The organism is Citrobacter sp. RHB25-C09 (assembly GCF_013836145.1).
In the GTDB taxonomy this organism is placed as follows: domain Bacteria; phylum Pseudomonadota; class Gammaproteobacteria; order Enterobacterales; family Enterobacteriaceae; genus Citrobacter_A.
The window spans coordinates 1,007,168-1,026,230 of sequence record NZ_CP057483.1 but is presented as its reverse complement, the minus strand read 5'-3'; the positions used below and the strand labels follow the sequence as shown (position 1 = coordinate 1,026,230).

The window sequence follows — 19,063 nt, the reverse complement described above, 5'->3', positions numbered from 1 at the left end:
GGCCTACGGTTCTTCGTGTAGGCCGGAAAGACGTAAAGCCGTTATCCGGCACTTTTCCTCGTATTACCGTTCTGTAAACGCCATCTCGTTAAACGTCCACACCGGGTTTCGACGAATATTTACAACCCCAACAATAATTGCCGTTCGAGTTGAGGGTCAAGAAGCGTAACGTGTAAGCCCACCAGCCTGACCCCTCGCCCGCCGCGACGTTCGTCCCAGGTTTTACGCGCAGTAGAAATTAAATCTTCTTTATTCAGACGCGGCCAGACGTGTTCCTGAGTGGTCTGCTGAAAATCGTTAAACTTTAATTTCACTCCCTGACGGGCAATTAATAAATCCGGTTTCACTTTCGCCAGGCGGCGTTCCAGTTCTGGATAGAGCCGTTCGATAATTGCTTCGCATTCGGACCAGTGGTGAATATCTTCTGCCATTGTACGTTCAACGCCAACCGATTTACGCAGCCGCTCGTTATTAACATCACGTTCATCGATACCCTGACTGCGCTCCCATAATACCCGACCAAATTTACCGAAGCGCTTGAGCAGCATCGCGAGATCGAACTGCTGTACATCGCCGCAGGTCCGCAGCCCCATACTTTCGAGTTTTGCAGCTGAAACCTTGCCGACGCCGGGAATTTTGCCCAGCGGCAGCGTTTTTAAAAACGCCGGTACATCGGCTGGGGTAATGACATACTGCCCGTTGGGCTTATTGAGGTCGGAAGCGATCTTTGCGAGAAACTTAACCGGCGCGACCCCGGCCGAAGCGGTTAACTGCAGCTCATTAAAAATGGTCTGGCGGATCTCCTGAGCGATCAGTGTCGCAGAACCGTGGCAGTGCACGCTGTCGGTGACGTCCAGATAGGCCTCATCGAGGGATAAAGGCTCAATTAACGAGGTATAGCGGGAAAATATCGCCTGGATCTGATGGGAGGCTTCTTTATAAGCTTCATAGCGACCGGGTAGCAAAGTAAGATGCGGGCACAGCTTCAGCGCCATTCCGGTTGGCATCGCGCTACGGACGCCAAATTTACGCGCGGGATAGTTGGCGGTGCTGATTACCCCACGACGCTCACGACTTCCACCAATAGCAATCGGGATATCGCGCAGAGCCGGGTTGTCACGCATCTCAACCGCTGCAAAAAAACAGTCCATATCAACATGTATGATTTTGCGCATTAGCCACCTCCCGAACACTGTTTAAGTATACAGTATACTTAGCCAAAGAGAAGCCAGTAATATGCGACTTAAATCAAACGACACCAGGCGCAATAAAAGAAATGTCTGAATTCGGTTTAGTATAAATTGTAAACACCACACGAGGGGCTTGCGAAAAACTCCCGGGGTGATAATGTGAGCGCACTAAATCCGGATTTATCTGATTTGGGATCTTATTTTGCCTTTCTGGCGTGGGTAATCGTTTTATCAAGGAACAAGTAGTATGCGTAAAATCGCATTATTTATTGCGATGCTTTTGATCCCGTGCGTCTCATTCGCCGGTTTGCTGAGTAGCAACAGCTCCGCCACGCCGATCGGTAAAGAGTATAAGCAGCAGTTAATGGGGTCTCCTGTCTATATTCAGATCTTTAAAGAAGAGCGCACGCTTGATCTTTACGTCAAGATGGGCGAGCAGTACCAATTGCTCGACAGCTATAAGATTTGTAATTATTCCGGTGGGTTAGGCCCTAAACAACGCCAGGGCGATTTCAAAAGCCCGGAGGGCTTTTACAGCGTTCAGCGCAATCAGCTAAAACCCGATAGCCGCTTTTATAAAGCCATCAATATTGGCTTCCCGAATGCCTATGACCGTGCTCATGGCTATGATGGCAAATATTTAATGATCCACGGTGCCTGTGTGTCCGTTGGCTGCTATGCCATGACTGACAACGGTATCGATGAAATCTTCCAGTTTGTAACCGGCGCGCTGGTCTTTGGTCAGTCGAGCGTTCAGGTTAGCATCTACCCGTTTCGTATGACCGATGCCAACATGCAACGCCATAAATATTCGTATTACAAAGATTTCTGGGCGCAGTTAAAACCCGGATACGACTATTTTGAACAGACCCGTAAGCCACCCGCAATTTCTGTTGTTGATGGCCGATACGTGGTCAGCAAACCGTTGAGCCATGAAGTGGTTCAACCCCAACTGGCGTCAAACTATTCGCTCACCGAGACAAAATAAGCGCCATTCGCCTGGCATAATCTTTTGCCAGGTTTCATTCCCCGTCAGCGGTTGCGTGGCAATGACTGTAACCACATCGTCCGGTGTGGTTTCTGAACTGAAATCAATTTCAACGTCCTGATCTAACAACGTCGCCACGCCAAATGGCGCACGGCGGGTGATCCAGAACAGATTGGTAGAGCAGAATGCCATAACGTAGCGCCCATCCGACAACAGCATATTGAATACCCCTTTCTGCCGTAATTCGGCAGCCAGAGTCGCGATATACTTAAAGACCGCGGTCATATTGCCTGGCGTTCGCGGGTAGCGCTGAGTCAGTTTATAGAGCAGCCAGCAAAAGGCTTTTTCGCTGTCGGTTTCACCGACTGGCCGAAAATTGCCGGTTTCCAGCGTTTTATATCCGGTGAGCTGTCCATTGTGGGCGTATGTCCAGTTGCGCCCCCAAAGCTCGCGGGTGAACGGATGAGTATTCTCCAGCGCCACTTCCCCACGATTCGCCTGGCGAATATGCGCCACGACAGAGCAGGACTTGATCGGATAGTCCTGAACCAGTTTCGCGATGGGAGAATTAAAGCTCGGCTGTGGATCCTTAAATGTGCGACAGCCTTTGCCTTCATAGAAAGTGATACCCCAGCCGTCTTTATGCGGCCCGGTACCTCCCCCGCGCTGCACCAGCCCGGTGAAACTAAAGCAAATATCGGTCGGCACATTGGCGCTCATCCCGAGCAGTTCGCACATACATCACCTACCTTGAACGATTATCTGCCTGATGGCGCTACGCTTATCAGGCCTACGAAAAACTATAGTAGGCCGGATAAGACGCCCGGCGTCGCCATCCGGCAAAGCACAGGAAAGAATCGACTTACTTAACCATCTCTTTTTCGATTAATTGAATCAAGATATGAATAACTTTGATGTGAATTTCCTGAATACGGTCAGCATAGCCGAAATGCGGAACGCGAATTTCGATATCCGCAGTCCCTGCCATTTTGCCACCGTCTTTCCCGGTCAGGGTAATGACCTTCATCCCCTTCTCACGCGCAGCAGCAATGGCTTTGATCACGTTGCCAGAGTTACCGGACGTAGAGATCCCCAGCAGGACATCACCTTCACGGCCAACCGCTTCAACGTAACGAGAAAAAACATAGTCGTAGCCAAAATCGTTACTGACGCAGGAGATATGGCTGACGTCAGAAATCGCAATCGCCGGATAGCCCGGACGGTTTTCGCGGTAGCGCCCCGTCAACTCTTCGGCAAAGTGCATGGCGTCGCAGTGAGAGCCGCCGTTACCGCAGGAAAGTACCTTACCGCCCGCTTTAAAACTGTCTGCCAGCAGGACCGCCGCGCGCTGAATAGCGTGGATGTTGGCATCATCTTTTAAAAAATTAGCCAGCGTTTCCGCCGCTTCGTTCAGTTCGTTACGAATAAGATCCTGGTACATGAGGATATCCTTCAGCATGAATGTAAATGACAGGATGCAGTGTACCGGATAGCGCTGGCAGCGAGAAGCACCAGCCATAGCAAAGACCGCCGCTTTTTGTTTTTTTGTATCGCTTAAAGCGGCAACAATGTGAGCTTTGTTGTAATTATTTTGTAAACACATTGATAAAAGAATTCACATCCACTACAACCATATCATCACAAGTGGTCAGACCTCCTACAAGCAAGGGAGCTTTTCGTTATGATGATTTTGAGTATTCTCGCTACCGTTGTTCTGCTCGGCGCGCTGTTTTATCACCGCGTGAGCTTATTACTCAGCAGTCTGGTTCTGCTCGTATGGACGGCTGCGCTTGGCGCTGCTGGATTATGGTCAACCTGGATTCTGGTGCCTCTGGCCATTATTCTCGTGCCATTTAACATTACGCCAATGCGTAAATCGTTGATTTCTGCTCCGGTGTTCCGTGGCTTCCGTAAAGTGATGCCTCCCATGTCACGCACCGAGAAAGAAGCCATTGATGCAGGCACCACCTGGTGGGAAGGCGATCTTTTCCAGGGCAAACCTGACTGGAAAAAATTGCACAACTATCCGCAGCCACGTTTGACTGCCGAAGAACAAGCCTTTATCGATGGTCCGGTCGAAGAAGCCTGCCGCATGGCTAACGACTTCCAGATCACCCATGAGCTGGCCGATCTTCCGCCTGAGCTGTGGGCATTCCTGAAAGAGCATCGCTTCTTTGCCATGATCATCAAAAAAGAGTATGGCGGGCTGGAATTCTCGGCTTATGCACAGTCCCGCGTGCTGCAAAAACTCTCCGGTGTCTCCGGGATCCTGGCGATTACCGTTGGCGTACCAAACTCTTTAGGCCCGGGTGAATTGCTGCAGCACTACGGAACGGAAGAGCAAAAAGATCACTATCTGCCACGTCTGGCTCGCGGTCAGGAGATCCCATGCTTCGCTCTGACCAGCCCGGAAGCCGGTTCCGATGCCGGCGCGATTCCGGATACCGGTATCGTCTGTATGGGCGAATGGCAAGGCGAGCAGGTGTTGGGTATGCGCCTCACCTGGAACAAACGCTATATCACCCTGGCCCCTATCGCGACTGTACTGGGTCTGGCGTTTAAACTTTCTGATCCTGAGAAGCTGCTCGGTGGAGATGAAGAGTTAGGTATCACCTGTGCATTGATTCCGACCTCCACCCCTGGCGTAGAAATTGGCCGTCGCCACTTCCCGCTTAACGTGCCGTTCCAGAACGGTCCGACTCGCGGTAAAGATGTGTTCGTGCCGATCGACTACATCATCGGGGGGCCGAAAATGGCCGGTCAGGGCTGGCGTATGCTGGTGGAATGTCTGTCGGTGGGACGTGGCATTACTCTGCCGTCTAACTCAACCGGCGGCGTGAAATCCGTCGCGATGGCGACCGGTGCCTATGCCCATATTCGCCGCCAGTTCAAAATCTCCATCGGTAAAATGGAAGGGATTGAAGAGCCGTTAGCACGCATCGCAGGCAACGCCTATGTCATGGATGCGGCAGCTTCTCTGATTACCTACGGCATCATGCTCGGTGAAAAACCAGCAGTACTGTCGGCTATCGTTAAATACCACTGTACCCATCGCGGTCAACAGTCGATTATCGATGCAATGGATATTACCGGCGGTAAAGGTATTATGCTGGGCGAAAGTAACTTCCTGGCGCGTGCTTACCAGGGTGCCCCCATCGCTATCACGGTTGAAGGCGCAAACATTCTGACCCGTAGCATGATGATCTTCGGTCAGGGGGCAATTCGTTGCCATCCGTATGTCCTTGAAGAGATGGCTGCGGCGCAGAACAACGATGTGGACGTGTTCGATAAACTGCTGTTCCGCCATATCGGCCATGTGGGTTCAAATAAAGTGCGCAGCTTCTGGCTGGGTCTGACTCGCGGCCTGACCAGCGCGTCGCCGACTCGCGACGCGACGAAACGCTACTATCAGCACCTTAACCGCGTGAGTGCAAACCTGGCGTTGCTGTCTGATGTCTCGATGGCGGTTCTGGGCGGTAGCCTGAAACGTCGCGAACGCATCTCCGCGCGTTTGGGCGACGTGTTGAGCCAGCTGTATCTGGCCTCTGCGGTGCTGAAGCGCTATGACGATGAAGGGCGCAACGAAGCCGATCTGCCGCTGGTTCACTGGGGCGTACAGGATGCGCTGTATCAGGCGGAGCAAGCAATGGCGGACCTGTTACAGAACTTCCCGAACCGTCTGGTTGCTGGTCTCCTGAGTGTGGTGATTTTCCCGACTGGTCGTCATTATCAGGCGCCTTCAGACAAGCTGGATCATAAAGTCGCGAAGATTTTGCAGGTTCCGAGTGCAACCCGTTCCCGTATCGGTCGCGGACAGTATTTAACACCGAGCGAGTTCAACCCGGTTGGTTTGTTGGAAGAAGCGCTGCTGGACGTTATGGCGGCTGACCCAATCCACCAGCGGATTTGCAAAGAAATCGGCAAAAACCTGTCCTTTACCCGTCTGGATGAACTGGCACATAACGCACTGGCAAAAGGCTTAATTGATAAAGATGAAGCCGCCATCCTGATCAAAGCAGAAGAGAGCCGTCTGCGCAGTATCAATGTCGATGATTTTGAAGCAGAAGCGCTGGCGACTCAGCCGGTAAAGCTGCCAGAGAAACAACGTAAAGTCGAAGCCGCATAACCTTCAGACTTCACTTTTAACCCCGCTTCGGCGGGGTTCTTTATTCCCCGCGCTTCACGAAAGCTCGTGCTACAGTGTGAAAATGCTGTCCAACGAGGAGTTCCGATCGTGTCTGGTTTGAAAATTACCTTGCTGCAACAACCGCTGGTATGGATGGATAGCCCAGCCAATTTACGTCATTTTGACCATCAACTGGAACGCATTACCGGACGCGATCTTATTGTCTTACCGGAGATGTTCACGACCGGTTTCTCAATGGAGGCGGCAAACCAATCGCTTTCTCAGGAGGAGATTATCGCCTGGATGCGTAGCAAAGCGCAGCAAACCCAGGCGCTGATCGCCGGCAGTGCTGCCCTGCTCTGTGAGCGCGGCCCGGTAAATCGTTTTTTACTTGTCGAGCCGGAAGGTACGGTTCACTTTTATGACAAGCGCCATCTGTTCCGCATGGCCGACGAACATCACCACTTCGTAGCTGGAAATACTCGCGTCGTGGTTGAATGGCGTGGCTGGCGCATCCTTCCGCTGATTTGTTATGACCTGCGTTTTCCGGTGTGGTCGCGCAACAGGAATGATTATGACCTGGCACTGTATGTCGCCAACTGGCCAGCGCCACGGTCGCTACACTGGCAGACATTGCTTGCAGCGCGAGCCATTGAAAACCAGGCCTACGTTGCCGGATGCAATCGGGTAGGTACCGATGGCAACGGGCACCATTATCGCGGAGATAGCCGGGTCATTAATCCACAGGGAGAAGTGATCGCCACCGCAGAGGCGCATCAGGCCACTCACATTGACGCAGAAATATCCTTAAGTGTGTTAAAGGAGTGTCGCGAGAAATTTCCTTCATGGCAGGACGCCGATTCATTTTTGCTTCGTTAAGGATCTTCTGTGGCCTTAAAACGACGAAAGCCTGAATCATTTCTGATTCAGGCTTTCTGAATAGTGGCGGAACGGACGGGACTCGAACCCGCGACCCCCTGCGTGACAGGCAGGTATTCTAACCAACTGAACTACCGCTCCGCGTTGTGTTCCTTTTGGGAACGAAGCGAATATTACGGATTGCCTCGCACCTCGTCAACGCTTTTTCTCACGTTTTTAATCGTTTGCTGTAAAAATCGCCCGAGCGGCTATTTATACATCATTACCCGCACTGTCAGGCACGCCAGAGGCAACTTCCGCCTTTTTTTTCCACCAGGTCGAGGCGCGACTCATGGGCAGCAACTTCTTCATCAGTAGCGAAAACGACGCGTAGCTTACTTGCCTGGCGCACAAGTCGCTGGATCCCGGTATTATTCTGCTGCTGTGTTTCCCCTTCCATCGAAAATGCCATCGTCGTTTGACCACCGGTCATCATCAGATAAACATCAGCCAGGATCTGGGCATCGAGCAATGCGCCGTGTAGCGTTCGTTTGCTGTTGTCTATCTCATAGCGAGAACACAAGGCATCCAGGCTGTTACGCTTGCCCGGGAACATTTTCCTCGCCAGCGCCAGGCTATCGGTGACTTTACAGAACGTGTTGGTTTTCGGAATGTCGCGATTGAGCTTACCGAACTCATAGTCCATAAAGCCGATATCAAACGATGCGTTGTGAATGACCAGTTCAGCGCCCCGGATGTAGTCGAGAAACTCATCCGCCACCTCTGCAAAGGTGGGTTTATCCAACAGGAATTCATCAGCAATACCGTGAACGCCGAAGGCTTCCGGATCCACCAGCCGATCGGGCTTCAGGTACACATGGAAGTTATTGCCCGTTAAACGGCGATTCACCACTTCCACGGCACCGATCTCAATGATCTTATGCCCTTCATAGTGTGCGCCGATCTGGTTCATACCGGTGGTTTCGGTATCAAGAACGATCTGTCGTGTAATTGCTGTGCTCATAGCGGTCATTTATGTCAGACTTGTCGTTTACGGTTCGATTCAATTACAGGAAGTCTACCAGAGATGCTTAAACAGGTAGAAATTTTCACCGACGGTTCGTGCCTGGGAAATCCAGGTCCGGGTGGTTACGGTGCGATTTTACGCTATCGCGGACGCGAAAAAACCTTTAGTGAAGGCTATAACCTCACCACCAATAACCGCATGGAACTGATGGCGGCCATCGTTGCCCTGGAAGCCTTAAAAGAACACTGTGAAGTTATTCTAAGCACCGATAGTCAGTATGTCCGCCAGGGGATCACCCAGTGGATCCACAACTGGAAAAAGCGTGGCTGGAAAACCGCTGAGAAAAAACCGGTAAAAAACGTCGATCTCTGGCAACGTCTTGATGCGGCACTCGGTCAACATCAGATCAAATGGGAGTGGGTAAAAGGCCATGCCGGCCATCCGGAAAACGAGCGCTGCGATGAGCTTGCCCGCGCGGCTGCAATGAACCCCACCCAGGAAGATATTGGCTATCAGCCCGAAGCCTAAACGTCTGGCTTGCGATACTGCCGGGTAGCTCCGACCGCCTGAGGGATCCGCGCCTGCTTCTTGTTTTGTTTCATGGGATTGAGCGTAAGCGGGATCGTTCGCTTACGCGCCACAATAAGTTGCAGGCAACCCAGTGCGGGAAGATGTGCGCTTAGCATTGTCCCACCCAGCTTTTTCCATGGCAACACGTGGAAGCGGCTGTGGTGTACCACTTCAAAATTGAGTAATGACAGCCAGTCCAGTTGGCGCATTAGGGTGAACATCCGGCTGTTATAGGGTGACGATTTCCGCAGAACGGGCACCAGCTTTCGCAGCCCCATCAGGCTTATCGGATTAAAGCCACTTAAGACCAGCCAGCCATCATCGATAAGCACACGATCGGCTTCCCGAAGTAAACGGTGTGGATCAGCGCACCAGGGTAATGTATGCGCCAGCAAACAGACATCGACTGATTTATCCGCAAAAGGAAGATGTAACGGATCGGCCTGCACCTGGACGGGTGAACCTTTGACTGAAACATTGACCTGATGAGAAACCGCGCACGCTTCGGAGTTGATTTCTGCGCTTAAATTACCCACCTTGAGCAGGTGAAAACCGTACATTTTGGCAAACCACGGGTTAAGCTGTTGTTCCAGCGCCTCTCGATAGTATTCGCCCCAGGGCAGATCGCCCCAGCGTTCGGGTGCTACTACGATTTGAGGGTTCCTTGCCGGCTTCATCACAACCATCCGTCACACATTGAGAGGTAATCTATGAATCTTAACAGTATTCCTGCATTTCAGGACAATTACATCTGGGTTCTGAGTAATAATGAAGGGCGATGCCTGATAGTGGATCCCGGTGAAGCTGCTCCGGTGTTAAAAGCCATTGCCGAGCATCACTGGCACCCAGAGGCGATTTTACTCACACACCATCATCAGGATCACGTCGGCGGCGTGAAAGAATTGCTTCGGAATTTTCCGGATTTAGTGGTTTACGGACCGGCAGAAACACAAGATAAGGGAACGACCCATATAGTCGAAGATGGCGATTCTGCCCTCATTTTAGGGCATGAATTTAGCGTAATTGCCACTCCCGGTCACACTTTAGGACATCTCTGTTACTTTAGCCACCCTTACCTTTTTTGCGGTGATACACTTTTCTCTGGCGGCTGTGGCCGTTTATTTGAAGGTTCACCATCTCAAATGTATCAATCACTTAAGAGATTATCTTCTCTTCCTGACGATACGCTTGTCTGCTGTGCCCATGAGTATACTTTAGCAAACATTAAGTTTGCATTGAGTATTCTTCCGCACGATTCGTTCATAAATGATTATTACCGTAAAGTTAATGAGTTACGGCTAAAAAAACAAATAACACTACCCGTAATTCTGAAAAATGAGCGACTAAATAATATTTTTTTAAGAACGGAAGATATTGATTTAATTAATGTAATTAATAAAGAAACAATATTGCAACACCCTGAAGAACGTTTTGCATGGTTAAGGTCAAAGAAAGACACGTTCTGAGAATTGCAGGTTGCCTTTTGAAAACTTCGCCGTTATGATCGGTCGTCTTTTAAGCAACTATTGACACACACATGAAGGCAAAAGCGATCTTACTCGCCTCTGTCCTGCTCGTGGGGTGCCAGGCGTCTCAAAACGCAGGCAACGTCCAACAGCACGCACAGAGCCTTTCTGCAGCTGGTCAAGGGGAAGCAGGAAAGTTTTCAAGTCAGGCACGCTGGATGGACGATGGGACATCTTTCGCGTCGGATCAAGACTTGTGGGCTTTCATTGGCGACGAGCTAAAGATGGGAATTCCGGAAAATGACCGGATTCGCGAACAAAAACAGAAGTATTTACGCAATAAGAGCTATCTCCACGATGTAACTTTACGGGCAGAGCCGTATATGTACTGGATAGCAGGGCAAGTTAAAAAACGTAACATGCCCATGGAACTGGTACTACTACCCATAGTGGAGAGCGCTTTTGATCCTCACGCGACGTCTGGCGCCAATGCCGCAGGCATTTGGCAGATCATTCCGAGCACGGGGCGCAATTATGGTTTAAAACAGACCCGCAATTATGACGCGCGTCGCGATGTTGTGGCCTCCACAACGGCAGCGCTGGACATGATGCAACGTCTGAACAAAATGTTTGATGGCGACTGGCTGTTGACCGTTGCGGCTTATAATAGCGGCGAAGGTCGGGTCATGAAGGCAATAAAAACGAACAAAGCGCGTGGTAAATCCACCGATTTCTGGTCGTTGCCATTGCCTCAGGAAACGAAGTTGTACGTGCCTAAGATGCTGGCATTGAGTGATATTCTCAAAAACAGCAAGCGTTATGGTGTACGTTTGCCAACGCCGGACGAAAGTCGCGCACTGGCACGAGTTCGTTTAAGCAGCCCAGTAGAAATGGCGCAGGTTGCCGATATGGCGGGAATTTCCGTCAGCAAGCTGAAAACATATAATGCTGGTGTTAAAGGCTCCACGTTGGGCGCAAGCGGTCCGCAATACGTGTTGATACCAAAGAAGCATGCAGAACAACTGCGTGAATCTCTGGCCTCAGGCGAAATTGCTGCCGTACAACCAACCCTGGTAGCTGATAACACGCCGCTGAACAGTCGTAGTTATACCGTTCGCTCTGGCGATACGCTTTCCGGAATTGCATCACGTCTTGGCGTGAGCACGAAAGATTTGCAGCAGTGGAATAAACTGCGCGGATCGACGGTGAAAGTGGGACAAAGTCTGACGGTGGGTGCGGGTAACAGCGCACAGCGACTGGCGAATAACAGCGACAGTATTACTTATCGCGTCCGTAAAGGTGATTCGCTTTCGAGCATTGCCAAACGGCATGGCGTTAACATCAAAGATGTGATGCGCTGGAATAGCGATACAGCAAATCTGCAGCCAGGCGATCAGCTAACGTTGTTTGTGAAAAACAACAGTACGCCAGACTCCTGACAACGCTTAAGAAAATAAAGGCACTGGTTTCCCCCCAGTGCCTTTTTTATTTATCCCATCTTATGGGCTTCTACCAGGATGGTATCGCTGGTAAATGAGCCATCGTCCTGCAACGCAAAATACGCTTTCACTTCCGCAGAGGCGCTTTCCTGATAGAGCCGAATGGCATTTATCAGCGCTTCCGGCGTGCGCATTCTCGTCACCCATGAGCTGAATTCCAGCGGCAGGCGGTCGGTTAACAACGAATCGGCAATTAAGTTCGCGTCATTGATCAAGGCCAGCCACTCTCCACTGGAATAGTTGCGAACGTGCGAAGTATCACGCAATGCTTCTACGGTCTGTAACCAGACATCCCGCACGACGTGTCCTGGCGACATAACGTCCATGATAATCATCACACCGCCTGGCTTTAATACCCGACTCACTTCGCGCAACGCTCGTCCCACGTCATGCCAGTGGTGCGCAGAATAGCGACTAATGACGACATCAAAAGTCTCGTCTTCAAACGGCAGACTTTCGGCATATCCCTGACGGGTAGTGATGTTGTCCAGACCTTTCTCTTGTGCGGCCTGCGCCACTACCTCGAGCATTTGCGAAGACAAATCGTAAGCCACCACCTGTTTTACGTTCTGCGCGGCGATAAAGCTGGCATGTCCGGCACCACAGCCCATATCCAGAACCCGAGCCTGTGGGAGAGATGACAGACGCTCTGCCAGGCGCTGTAAGTCTCGCCCGGATGCATGTACGGCACTGGTTAAGTAGGCATTCGCTTGTGATCCAAACTGCTTTTCGACGTTATCGTGGTGGGAATGTGTTGTCATTGTGCTTTCCTTTGTTGTTTGTAAGATAAAGGGCAGCACCACTACAGGCCTGCCCCAACGGCAGACCTGACACACCTTATTGCTCAGGTTTGCCGGGACTGAATTCAACGAGTAGTGGATTGTGATCGGATGCGCGCGTGACCAGTACAGAAGCCTCGCTGACGTTCAAACCGCGATAGAAGACAAAATCCAGAGGGCGACCAAACGCACGGCGACGCTGATCGTCTGTAAAACGGACCTGGCGCAGCGACATTTCACGCGCAAAGCGATACAGCGCGTTCATACGACGTCGGCTCCAGGCGTTAAAATCACCGGCCATAATTACCGGCCCGCTGTGATGGGCTATCTGGTCGCCGATTGGAAGTAACTGCTTACTATACACATCGACCCCCAGACTAAAGTTAACCGCATGAATGTTCACGACCATCAGTAATCGCGTATCGGGTAACGGATATACAGTTACCAGCGCAGATTTAGCCAGTCGCAGAATTGGCTCACGTTCACGAAGCGGACAGCAGTAAACGGGATGCGCCGCTGAAAGTGTCATAACGCCAGAGGGATGCTGCGGCAGAACAAACGCAGGCACCTGATCGGCTGCCAGATAGTTGGCCGTTGCAAACCGTACCAGTTCCGGCGTCGTTTGTGCCTCCTGCAATAATACCAGGTGCGCATCCTTCCCATAATTTTTCAGCACCGATAACCATTCGGCTCGTTGCTGCTTAAAAATATTCCACACCAGAATACGAATACGATCTTCACTGCTTAACGGTGCCCCGGCGGGTAAAGCCTGCCCAATGCTCGAAAACGACCCGGGCGGTAAAATCCGCTCTGCGGGTTGTCCGGCAACATAGCGCATCGCATAGGTGTTTTTTCTCACTTTTAACTTTCAAACCTCTGTAACGTCAACCAGTCCGCTACCGGACTGTCCTTCAGTTATAGGGATTTTAGCAGGTACTTTCAACGACCAATTCCAGATTGTTTTGTAAGCAAGCGCTTACATCGGGTTCTTTTCCTGGTACGGCAACGAAAGCGGTCTGGTTCACCGCTATTCATCATTATCAGATGACATCCAGGAGGCGTGATGGTTTAATCACAAATATATTCAAAATCTCAGTATAATTTTGCTTCAGGTGCAAATATGAAAGCTACTTCAGAAGAACTCGCCATATTTGTTTCAGTGGTTGAAAGCGGCAGCTTTAGTCGCGCAGCAGAGCAACTTGGTCAGGCCAACTCAGCGGTGAGTCGGGCAGTGAAAAAGCTGGAAATGAAGCTCGGCGTAAGTTTACTCAACCGTACAACGCGGCAACTTAGTCTGACGGAAGAAGGCGAGCGTTATTTTCGCCGCGTGCAGTTGCTCTTGCAGGAAATGGCAGCGGCTGAAACCGAAATTATGGAGACGCGTAATATGCCTCGCGGCATGTTGCGTATTGATGCCGCCACTCCGGTGGTTTTGCATTTTCTGATGCCATTGATTAAACCCTTCCGTGAACGCTATCCCGAAATTTCACTTTCTCTTGTCTCATCTGAAACCTTTATTAATTTGATCGAGCGAAAAGTGGATGTGGCAATACGCGCTGGCACATTGACTGACTCAAGTCTTCGTGCCAGACCGCTTTTTAATAGTTATCGGAAGATAATTGCCTCACCGGACTACATCGCGCGGTTTGGTAAGCCGGAAACAGTCGAAGATCTCAAGAAGCATTTGTGTCTGGGCTTCACCGAACCTGTCTCTTTGAATACCTGGCCCATTGCCTGTAGTGATGGTCAACTTCACGAAATTACATGCGGAATTTCATCGAATAGCGGCGAAACGCTTAAACAACTTTGCCTTAGCGGAAACGGTATTGCCTGTCTGTCTGATTATATGATTGACCGGGAAATCGCACGGGGGGAATTGGTTGAACTGATGGCGGATAAACGTCTGCCTGTTGAGATGCCATTCAGCGCGGTGTATTACAGCGATCGTGCCGTCAGCACGCGCATCAGAGCATTTATTGATTTTTTAAGCGAGCATATAAAAGCCGCCCCTAAAGGAGCGGCTGGTGAGGGTTAAGCAATTAATCCCACTGAGGAGCCAGACCTTCCGGGCTAACAAGGCGATCGTCGCAATCCAGAGCGGCGATCGCTTTTTTGTCTTCGGCATCCAGCTTCAGATCCAACGCCAGCAGGTTACTTGCCAGGTTTTCACGCTTGGTGGAGGACGGAATAACAGAGTAGCCTTCACCCATCGCCCACGCCAGAATCACCTGAGCAGGCGTTGCATTATGCTTAGCCGCGATGCGGGCAATCACTTGATCTTTCAGTGCCTTACCATAAGCCAGTGTCATGTAAGACGTCACATGGATGCCGTGCTGTTTAGCCCAGTCAACCACTTTGCGACTCTGCAGATACGGAGATAATTCAATCTGGTTCGTGGCGATATTTTCCGCACCCACCGCAGCAATGGCTTTTTCCATCAGCGGGATAGTAAAGTTAGAGATACCAATTTCGCGCGTCAGTCCCTGCTCTTTGGCTTCCAGCAGCGCCTGCATAAACTCTTCAACCGATACAGCATCATTCGGGGATGGCCAGTGGATCAGCGTCAGATCAACATAGTCTGTACGCAGTTTCTTCAGGCTTTCTTTCAGGCTTGGGATGAGTTTATCTTTGCTCAGATTCTCAATCCAGATCTTGGTAGTAATGTACAACTCGCTGCGTGGAACACCGCTTTCGGCGATGGCCTGGCCTACTGCAGCTTCATTATCATATATTTGCGCAGTATCGACAGCACGGTAACCCAGTTCAAGCGCTGTTTTTACAGATGCAATAACAACGTCATCTTTCAGACGAAAAGTACCTAAACCGAATGCAGGGATAGTCATAATATGCCTCTTTTTTATGCAAAGTTTCGTTAACTGAGAGGGATTATGGCCTTATATGCTGTACAGAAAAAGGGCGTAAAAAGCAGAGGATTTTTGCGATTAGAGCAATAATGGTTTTTCAGATGAAAAAAAACCCTGAGCTAATGCTCAGGGCTCTTAATAAGTGGCGGAACGGACGGGACTCGAACCCGCGACCCCCTGCGTGACAGGCAGGTATTCTAACCAACTGAACTACCGCTCCACCGAATTTTTCTACAACCACTGATTTTTACATCAGTTTACTGCTTAATTTGATGCCTGGCAGTTCCCTACTCTCACATGGGGAGACCCCACACTACCATCGGCGCTACGGCGTTTCACTTCTGAGTTCGGCATGGGGTCAGGTGGGACCACCGCGCTAAAGCCGCCAGGCAAATTCTGTTGCTCTGTCCTGTGTCTTTTGCGCTCATACTGCGTTGGCTGCTCTTGCGAACGTCAGTCACATACCTGTGTATGCTCCTTCCGTCGCCGCGTTTGCCGCCTTGTCTCAGCGCAAAATCCTTCGGACTCTGAATCTAAGCTGAAAATCTTCTCTCAATCCGCCAAAACATCTTCGGCGTTGTAAGGTTAAGCCTCACGGTTCATTAGTACCGGTTAGCTCAACGCATCGCTGCGCTTACACACCCGGCCTATCAACGTCGTCGTCTTCAACGTTCCTTCAGGAGACTTATAGTCTCAGGGAGAACTCATCTCGGGGCAAGTTTCGTGCTTAGATGCTTTCAGCACTTATCTCTTCCGCATTTAGCTACCGGGCAGTGCCATTGGCATGACAACCCGAACACCAGTGATGCGTCCACTCCGGTCCTCTCGTACTAGGAGCAGCCCCCCTCAATTCTCCAGCGCCCACGGCAGATAGGGACCGAACTGTCTCACGACGTTCTAAACCCAGCTCGCGTACCACTTTAAATGGCGAACAGCCATACCCTTGGGACCTACTTCAGCCCCAGGATGTGATGAGCCGACATCGAGGTGCCAAACACCGCCGTCGATATGAACTCTTGGGCGGTATCAGCCTGTTATCCCCGGAGTACCTTTTATCCGTTGAGCGATGGCCCTTCCATTCAGAACCACCGGATCACTAAGACCTGCTTTCGCACCTGCTCGCGCCGTCACGCTCGCAGTCAAGCTAGCTTATGCCTTTGCACTAACCTCCTGATGTCCGACCAGGATTAGCTAACCTTCGTGCTCCTCCGTTACTCTTTAGGAGGAGACCGCCCCAGTCAAACTACCCACCAGACACTGTCCGCAACCCGGATCACGGGCCTACGTTAGAACACCAGCCATTAAAGGGTGGTATTTCAAGGGCGGCTCCACGCAGACTGGCGTCCACGCTTCAAAGCCTCCCACCTATCCTACACATCAAGGACCAGTGTTCAGTGTCAAGCTATAGTAAAGGTTCACGGGGTCTTTCCGTCTTGCCGCGGGTACACTGCATCTTCACAGCGAGTTCAATTTCACTGAGTCTCGGGTGGAGACAGCCTGGCCATCATTACGCCATTCGTGCAGGTCGGAACTTACCCGACAAGGAATTTCGCTACCTTAGGACCGTTATAGTTACGGCCGCCGTTTACCGGGGCTTCGATCAAGAGCTTCTCCTTACGGATAACCCCATCAATTAACCTTCCGGCACCGGGCAGGCGTCACACCGTATACGTCCACTTTCGTGTTTGCACAGTGCTGTGTTTTTAATAAACAGTTGCAGCCAGCTGGTATCTTCGACTGATTTCAGCTCCACGAGCACGTCGCTTCACCTACATATCAGCGTGCCTTCTCCCGAAGTTACGGCACCATTTTGCCTAGTTCCTTCACCCGAGTTCTCTCAAGCGCCTTGGTATTCTCTACCTGACCACCTGTGTCGGTTTGGGGTACGATCTGATGTTACCTGATGCTTAGAGGCTTTTCCTGGAAGCAGGGCATTTGTCACTTCAGCACCGTAGTGCCTCGTCATCACGCCTCAGTGTTAAAGTGAACCGGATTTACCTGGTACACACACCTACACGCTTAAACCGGGACAACCGTCGCCCGGCCAACATAGCCTTCTCCGTCCCCCCTTCGCAGTAACACCAGGTACAGGAATATTAACCTGTTTCCCATCGACTACGCCTTTCGGCCTCGCCTTAGGGGTCGACTCACCCTGCCCCGATTAACGTTGGACAGGAACCCTTGGTCTTCCGGCGAGCGGGCTTTTCACCCGCTTTATCGTTACTTATGTCAGCATTCGCACTTCTGATACCTCCAGCATACCTCACAGTACACCTTCACAGGCTTACAGAACGCTCCCCTACCCAACAACACATAGTGTCGCTGCCGCAGCTTCGGTGCATGGTTTAGCCCCGTTACATCTTCCGCGCAGGCCGACTCGACCAGTGAGCTATTACGCTTTCTTTAAATGATGGCTGCTTCTAAGCCAACATCCTGGCTGTCTGAGCCTTCCCACATCGTTTCCCACTTAACCATGACTTTGGGACCTTAGCTGGCGGTCTGGGTTGTTTCCCTCTTCACGACGGACGTTAGCACCCGCCGTGTGTCTCCCGTGATAACATTCTTCGGTATTCGTAGTTTGCATCGGGTTGGTAAGTCGGGATGACCCCCTAGCCGAAACAGTGCTCTACCCCCGAAGATGAATTCACGAGGCGCTACCTAAATAGCTTTCGGGGAGAACCAGCTATCTCCCGGTTTGATTGGCCTTTCACCCCCAGCCACAAGTCATCCGCTAATTTTTCAACATTAGTCGGTTCGGTCCTCCAGTTAGTGTTACCCAACCTTCAACCTGCCCATGGCTAGATCACCGGGTTTCGGGTCTATACCCTGCAACTTAACGCCCAGTTAAGACTCGGTTTCCCTTCGGCTCCCCTATTCGGTTAACCTTGCTACAGAATATAAGTCGCTGACCCATTATACAAAAGGTACGCAGTCACCCCATAAAAGAGGCTCCCACTGCTTGTACGTACACGGTTTCAGGTTCTTTTTCACTCCCCTCGCCGGGGTTCTTTTCGCCTTTCCCTCACGGTACTGGTTCACTATCGGTCAGTCAGGAGTATTTAGCCTTGGAGGATGGTCCCCCCATATTCAGACAGGATACCACGTGTCCCGCCCTACTCATCGAGCTCACAACATGTGTGATTTTGTGTACGGGGCTGTCACCCTGTATCGCCGGCCTTTCCAGACCGTTCCACTACCACATATGCTGATTCAGGCTCTGGGCTGCTCCCCGTTCGCTCGCCGCTACTGGGGGAATCTCGGTTGATTTCTTTTCCTCGGGGTACTTAGATGTTTCAGTTCCCCCGGTTCGCCTCGTTAACCTATGTATTCAGTTAACGATAGTGCAACGAATTGCACTGGGTTTCCCCATTCGGACATCGCCGGCTATAACGGTTCATATCACCTTACCGACGCTTTTCGCAGATTAGCACGTCCTTCATCGCCTCTGACTGCCAGGGCATCCACCGTGTACGCTTAGTCGCTTAACCTCACAACCCGAAGATGTCTTGTTCTGTCCGGTTTGTTGCGCGTTGTGAATACTGCGTTGTTCCGTACTCGCGATGCTCATGGACATTAAGTCCACTGCGCTCGCTGCGTGCGGTACGCCTTGTCTTCACTTCGCTCACTTCACCTTTTACAGGTTATCTTCTGATTGCGAAAATTTGAGAGACTCGAACACACATTGACTGTGTGTCG

Annotated in this window: 15 protein-coding genes, 2 tRNA genes and 2 rRNA genes; 7 read left to right on the top strand and 12 right to left on the bottom strand. The window is 51.1% G+C overall.

All coding sequences use genetic code 11. The annotated features are described in order from the left end of the window. Window positions 1–119 precede the first annotated feature (119 nt). On the bottom strand, window positions 120–1,175 hold the full coding sequence (dinB, locus tag HVY19_RS04820) for a DNA polymerase IV (protein ID WP_181683233.1): 1,056 nt from the start codon (window positions 1,173–1,175) through the stop codon (window positions 120–122). A gap of 262 nt (window positions 1,176–1,437) precedes the next feature. On the opposite strand from dinB, the gene dpaA reads away from it, so the two are divergent. Beyond that, window positions 1,438–2,178: a peptidoglycan meso-diaminopimelic acid protein amidase gene (gene dpaA, locus HVY19_RS04815; RefSeq protein ID WP_181683232.1), complete on the top strand. Its 741-nt coding sequence runs from the start codon at window positions 1,438–1,440 to the stop codon at window positions 2,176–2,178. On the opposite strand, the gene HVY19_RS04810 is transcribed toward dpaA, so the two are convergent. After that, on the bottom strand, window positions 2,149–2,916 hold the full coding sequence (locus HVY19_RS04810) for a class II glutamine amidotransferase (RefSeq protein WP_181683231.1): 768 nt from the start codon (window positions 2,914–2,916) through the stop codon (window positions 2,149–2,151). The two genes, dpaA and HVY19_RS04810, sit on opposite strands and share 30 nt — an antisense overlap. Window positions 2,917–3,040: 124 nt before the next feature. Next, entirely contained in the window at window positions 3,041–3,619 is a 579-nt protein-coding gene (gene lpcA, locus HVY19_RS04805) for a D-sedoheptulose 7-phosphate isomerase (RefSeq protein WP_028017728.1), read from the bottom strand. Between the two features lie 240 nt (window positions 3,620–3,859). Between lpcA and fadE the strand changes: the two genes are divergently transcribed. Both fadE and HVY19_RS04795 read left to right on the top strand, forming a co-directional pair. Continuing rightward, window positions 3,860–6,304, top strand: a complete 2,445-nt coding sequence (fadE, locus tag HVY19_RS04800; protein ID WP_181683230.1) for an acyl-CoA dehydrogenase FadE — start codon at window positions 3,860–3,862, stop codon at window positions 6,302–6,304. A gap of 108 nt (window positions 6,305–6,412) precedes the next feature. Further along, window positions 6,413–7,183, top strand: coding sequence for an amidohydrolase (locus HVY19_RS04795; RefSeq protein WP_181683229.1), 771 nt, complete (start codon window positions 6,413–6,415; stop codon window positions 7,181–7,183). 64 nt (window positions 7,184–7,247) lie between these two features. Here HVY19_RS04795 and HVY19_RS04790 read toward each other — a convergent pair. Beyond that, window positions 7,248–7,324: transfer RNA gene (locus HVY19_RS04790), tRNA-Asp, on the bottom strand. 133 nt (window positions 7,325–7,457) lie between these two features. Continuing rightward, complete coding sequence (gene dnaQ, locus HVY19_RS04785) at window positions 7,458–8,186, bottom strand: DNA polymerase III subunit epsilon (RefSeq protein WP_181683228.1); 729 nt, start codon at window positions 8,184–8,186, stop codon at window positions 7,458–7,460. A gap of 63 nt (window positions 8,187–8,249) precedes the next feature. Between dnaQ and rnhA the strand changes: the two genes are divergently transcribed. Then, the gene (gene rnhA, locus HVY19_RS04780; RefSeq protein ID WP_181683227.1) at window positions 8,250–8,717 is read left to right on the top strand and encodes a ribonuclease HI; all 468 of its coding nucleotides are present in this window, start codon (window positions 8,250–8,252) and stop codon (window positions 8,715–8,717) included. On the opposite strand, the gene HVY19_RS04775 is transcribed toward rnhA, so the two are convergent. Further along, window positions 8,714–9,436, bottom strand: a complete 723-nt coding sequence (locus HVY19_RS04775) for a class I SAM-dependent methyltransferase (RefSeq protein ID WP_181683226.1) — start codon at window positions 9,434–9,436, stop codon at window positions 8,714–8,716. The genes rnhA and HVY19_RS04775 overlap by 4 nt on opposite strands. Before the next feature lie 33 nt (window positions 9,437–9,469). Between HVY19_RS04775 and gloB the strand changes: the two genes are divergently transcribed. After that, the gene (gloB, locus tag HVY19_RS04770) at window positions 9,470–10,225 is read left to right on the top strand and encodes a hydroxyacylglutathione hydrolase (protein WP_181683225.1); all 756 of its coding nucleotides are present in this window, start codon (window positions 9,470–9,472) and stop codon (window positions 10,223–10,225) included. Window positions 10,226–10,296: 71 nt separating this feature from the next. Beyond that, window positions 10,297–11,664, top strand: coding sequence for a murein transglycosylase D (gene mltD, locus HVY19_RS04765; RefSeq protein WP_181683224.1), 1,368 nt, complete (start codon window positions 10,297–10,299; stop codon window positions 11,662–11,664). 50 nt (window positions 11,665–11,714) lie between these two features. Here the strand turns inward: mltD and HVY19_RS04760 are convergent, their stop codons facing one another. Both HVY19_RS04760 and HVY19_RS04755 read right to left on the bottom strand, forming a co-directional pair. Next, window positions 11,715–12,485: a class I SAM-dependent methyltransferase gene (locus HVY19_RS04760; RefSeq protein ID WP_181683223.1), complete on the bottom strand. Its 771-nt coding sequence runs from the start codon at window positions 12,483–12,485 to the stop codon at window positions 11,715–11,717. Between the two features lie 76 nt (window positions 12,486–12,561). Next, window positions 12,562–13,362: an endonuclease/exonuclease/phosphatase family protein gene (locus tag HVY19_RS04755; RefSeq protein ID WP_181683222.1), complete on the bottom strand. Its 801-nt coding sequence runs from the start codon at window positions 13,360–13,362 to the stop codon at window positions 12,562–12,564. A 261-nt stretch (window positions 13,363–13,623) separates the two neighbouring features. Between HVY19_RS04755 and yafC the strand changes: the two genes are divergently transcribed. Further along, window positions 13,624–14,538, top strand: coding sequence for a DNA-binding transcriptional regulator YafC (gene yafC / locus HVY19_RS04750; RefSeq protein ID WP_181683221.1), 915 nt, complete (start codon window positions 13,624–13,626; stop codon window positions 14,536–14,538). Window positions 14,539–14,542: 4 nt separating this feature from the next. Here yafC and dkgB read toward each other — a convergent pair whose 3' ends face one another. The 4 genes from dkgB to HVY19_RS04730 all read right to left on the bottom strand — a co-directional run bounded on the left by dkgB (window position 14,543) and on the right by HVY19_RS04730 (window position 18,855). Continuing rightward, window positions 14,543–15,346, bottom strand: coding sequence for a 2,5-didehydrogluconate reductase DkgB (gene dkgB / locus HVY19_RS04745; protein WP_181683220.1), 804 nt, complete (start codon window positions 15,344–15,346; stop codon window positions 14,543–14,545). Window positions 15,347–15,510: 164 nt separating this feature from the next. After that, window positions 15,511–15,587 (bottom strand) — tRNA-Asp (locus HVY19_RS04740). Window positions 15,588–15,641: 54 nt separating this feature from the next. Continuing rightward, window positions 15,642–15,757 (bottom strand): 5S ribosomal RNA (rrf, locus tag HVY19_RS04735). 191 nt (window positions 15,758–15,948) lie between these two features. Next, window positions 15,949–18,855: ribosomal RNA gene (locus HVY19_RS04730) — 23S ribosomal RNA — on the bottom strand. Window positions 18,856–19,063 lie beyond the last annotated feature (208 nt).

Coding starts and splice junctions, on each gene's coding strand:
- yafC (WP_181683221.1), top strand. CDS start 13,624: ATGAAAGCTACTTCAGAAGAACTCGCCATATTTGTTTCAGTGGTTGAA.
- HVY19_RS04810 (WP_181683231.1), bottom strand. CDS start 2,916: ATGTGCGAACTGCTCGGGATGAGCGCCAATGTGCCGACCGATATTTGC.
- dnaQ (WP_181683228.1), bottom strand. CDS start 8,186: ATGAGCACAGCAATTACACGACAGATCGTTCTTGATACCGAAACCACC.
- rnhA (WP_181683227.1), top strand. CDS start 8,250: ATGCTTAAACAGGTAGAAATTTTCACCGACGGTTCGTGCCTGGGAAAT.
- dinB (WP_181683233.1), bottom strand. CDS start 1,175: ATGCGCAAAATCATACATGTTGATATGGACTGTTTTTTTGCAGCGGTT.
- fadE (WP_181683230.1), top strand. CDS start 3,860: ATGATGATTTTGAGTATTCTCGCTACCGTTGTTCTGCTCGGCGCGCTG.
- gloB (WP_181683225.1), top strand. CDS start 9,470: ATGAATCTTAACAGTATTCCTGCATTTCAGGACAATTACATCTGGGTT.
- lpcA (WP_028017728.1), bottom strand. CDS start 3,619: ATGTACCAGGATCTTATTCGTAACGAACTGAACGAAGCGGCGGAAACG.
- dpaA (WP_181683232.1), top strand. CDS start 1,438: ATGCGTAAAATCGCATTATTTATTGCGATGCTTTTGATCCCGTGCGTC.
- HVY19_RS04775 (WP_181683226.1), bottom strand. CDS start 9,436: ATGAAGCCGGCAAGGAACCCTCAAATCGTAGTAGCACCCGAACGCTGG.
- dkgB (WP_181683220.1), bottom strand. CDS start 15,346: ATGACTATCCCTGCATTCGGTTTAGGTACTTTTCGTCTGAAAGATGAC.
- HVY19_RS04760 (WP_181683223.1), bottom strand. CDS start 12,485: ATGACAACACATTCCCACCACGATAACGTCGAAAAGCAGTTTGGATCA.
- mltD (WP_181683224.1), top strand. CDS start 10,297: ATGAAGGCAAAAGCGATCTTACTCGCCTCTGTCCTGCTCGTGGGGTGC.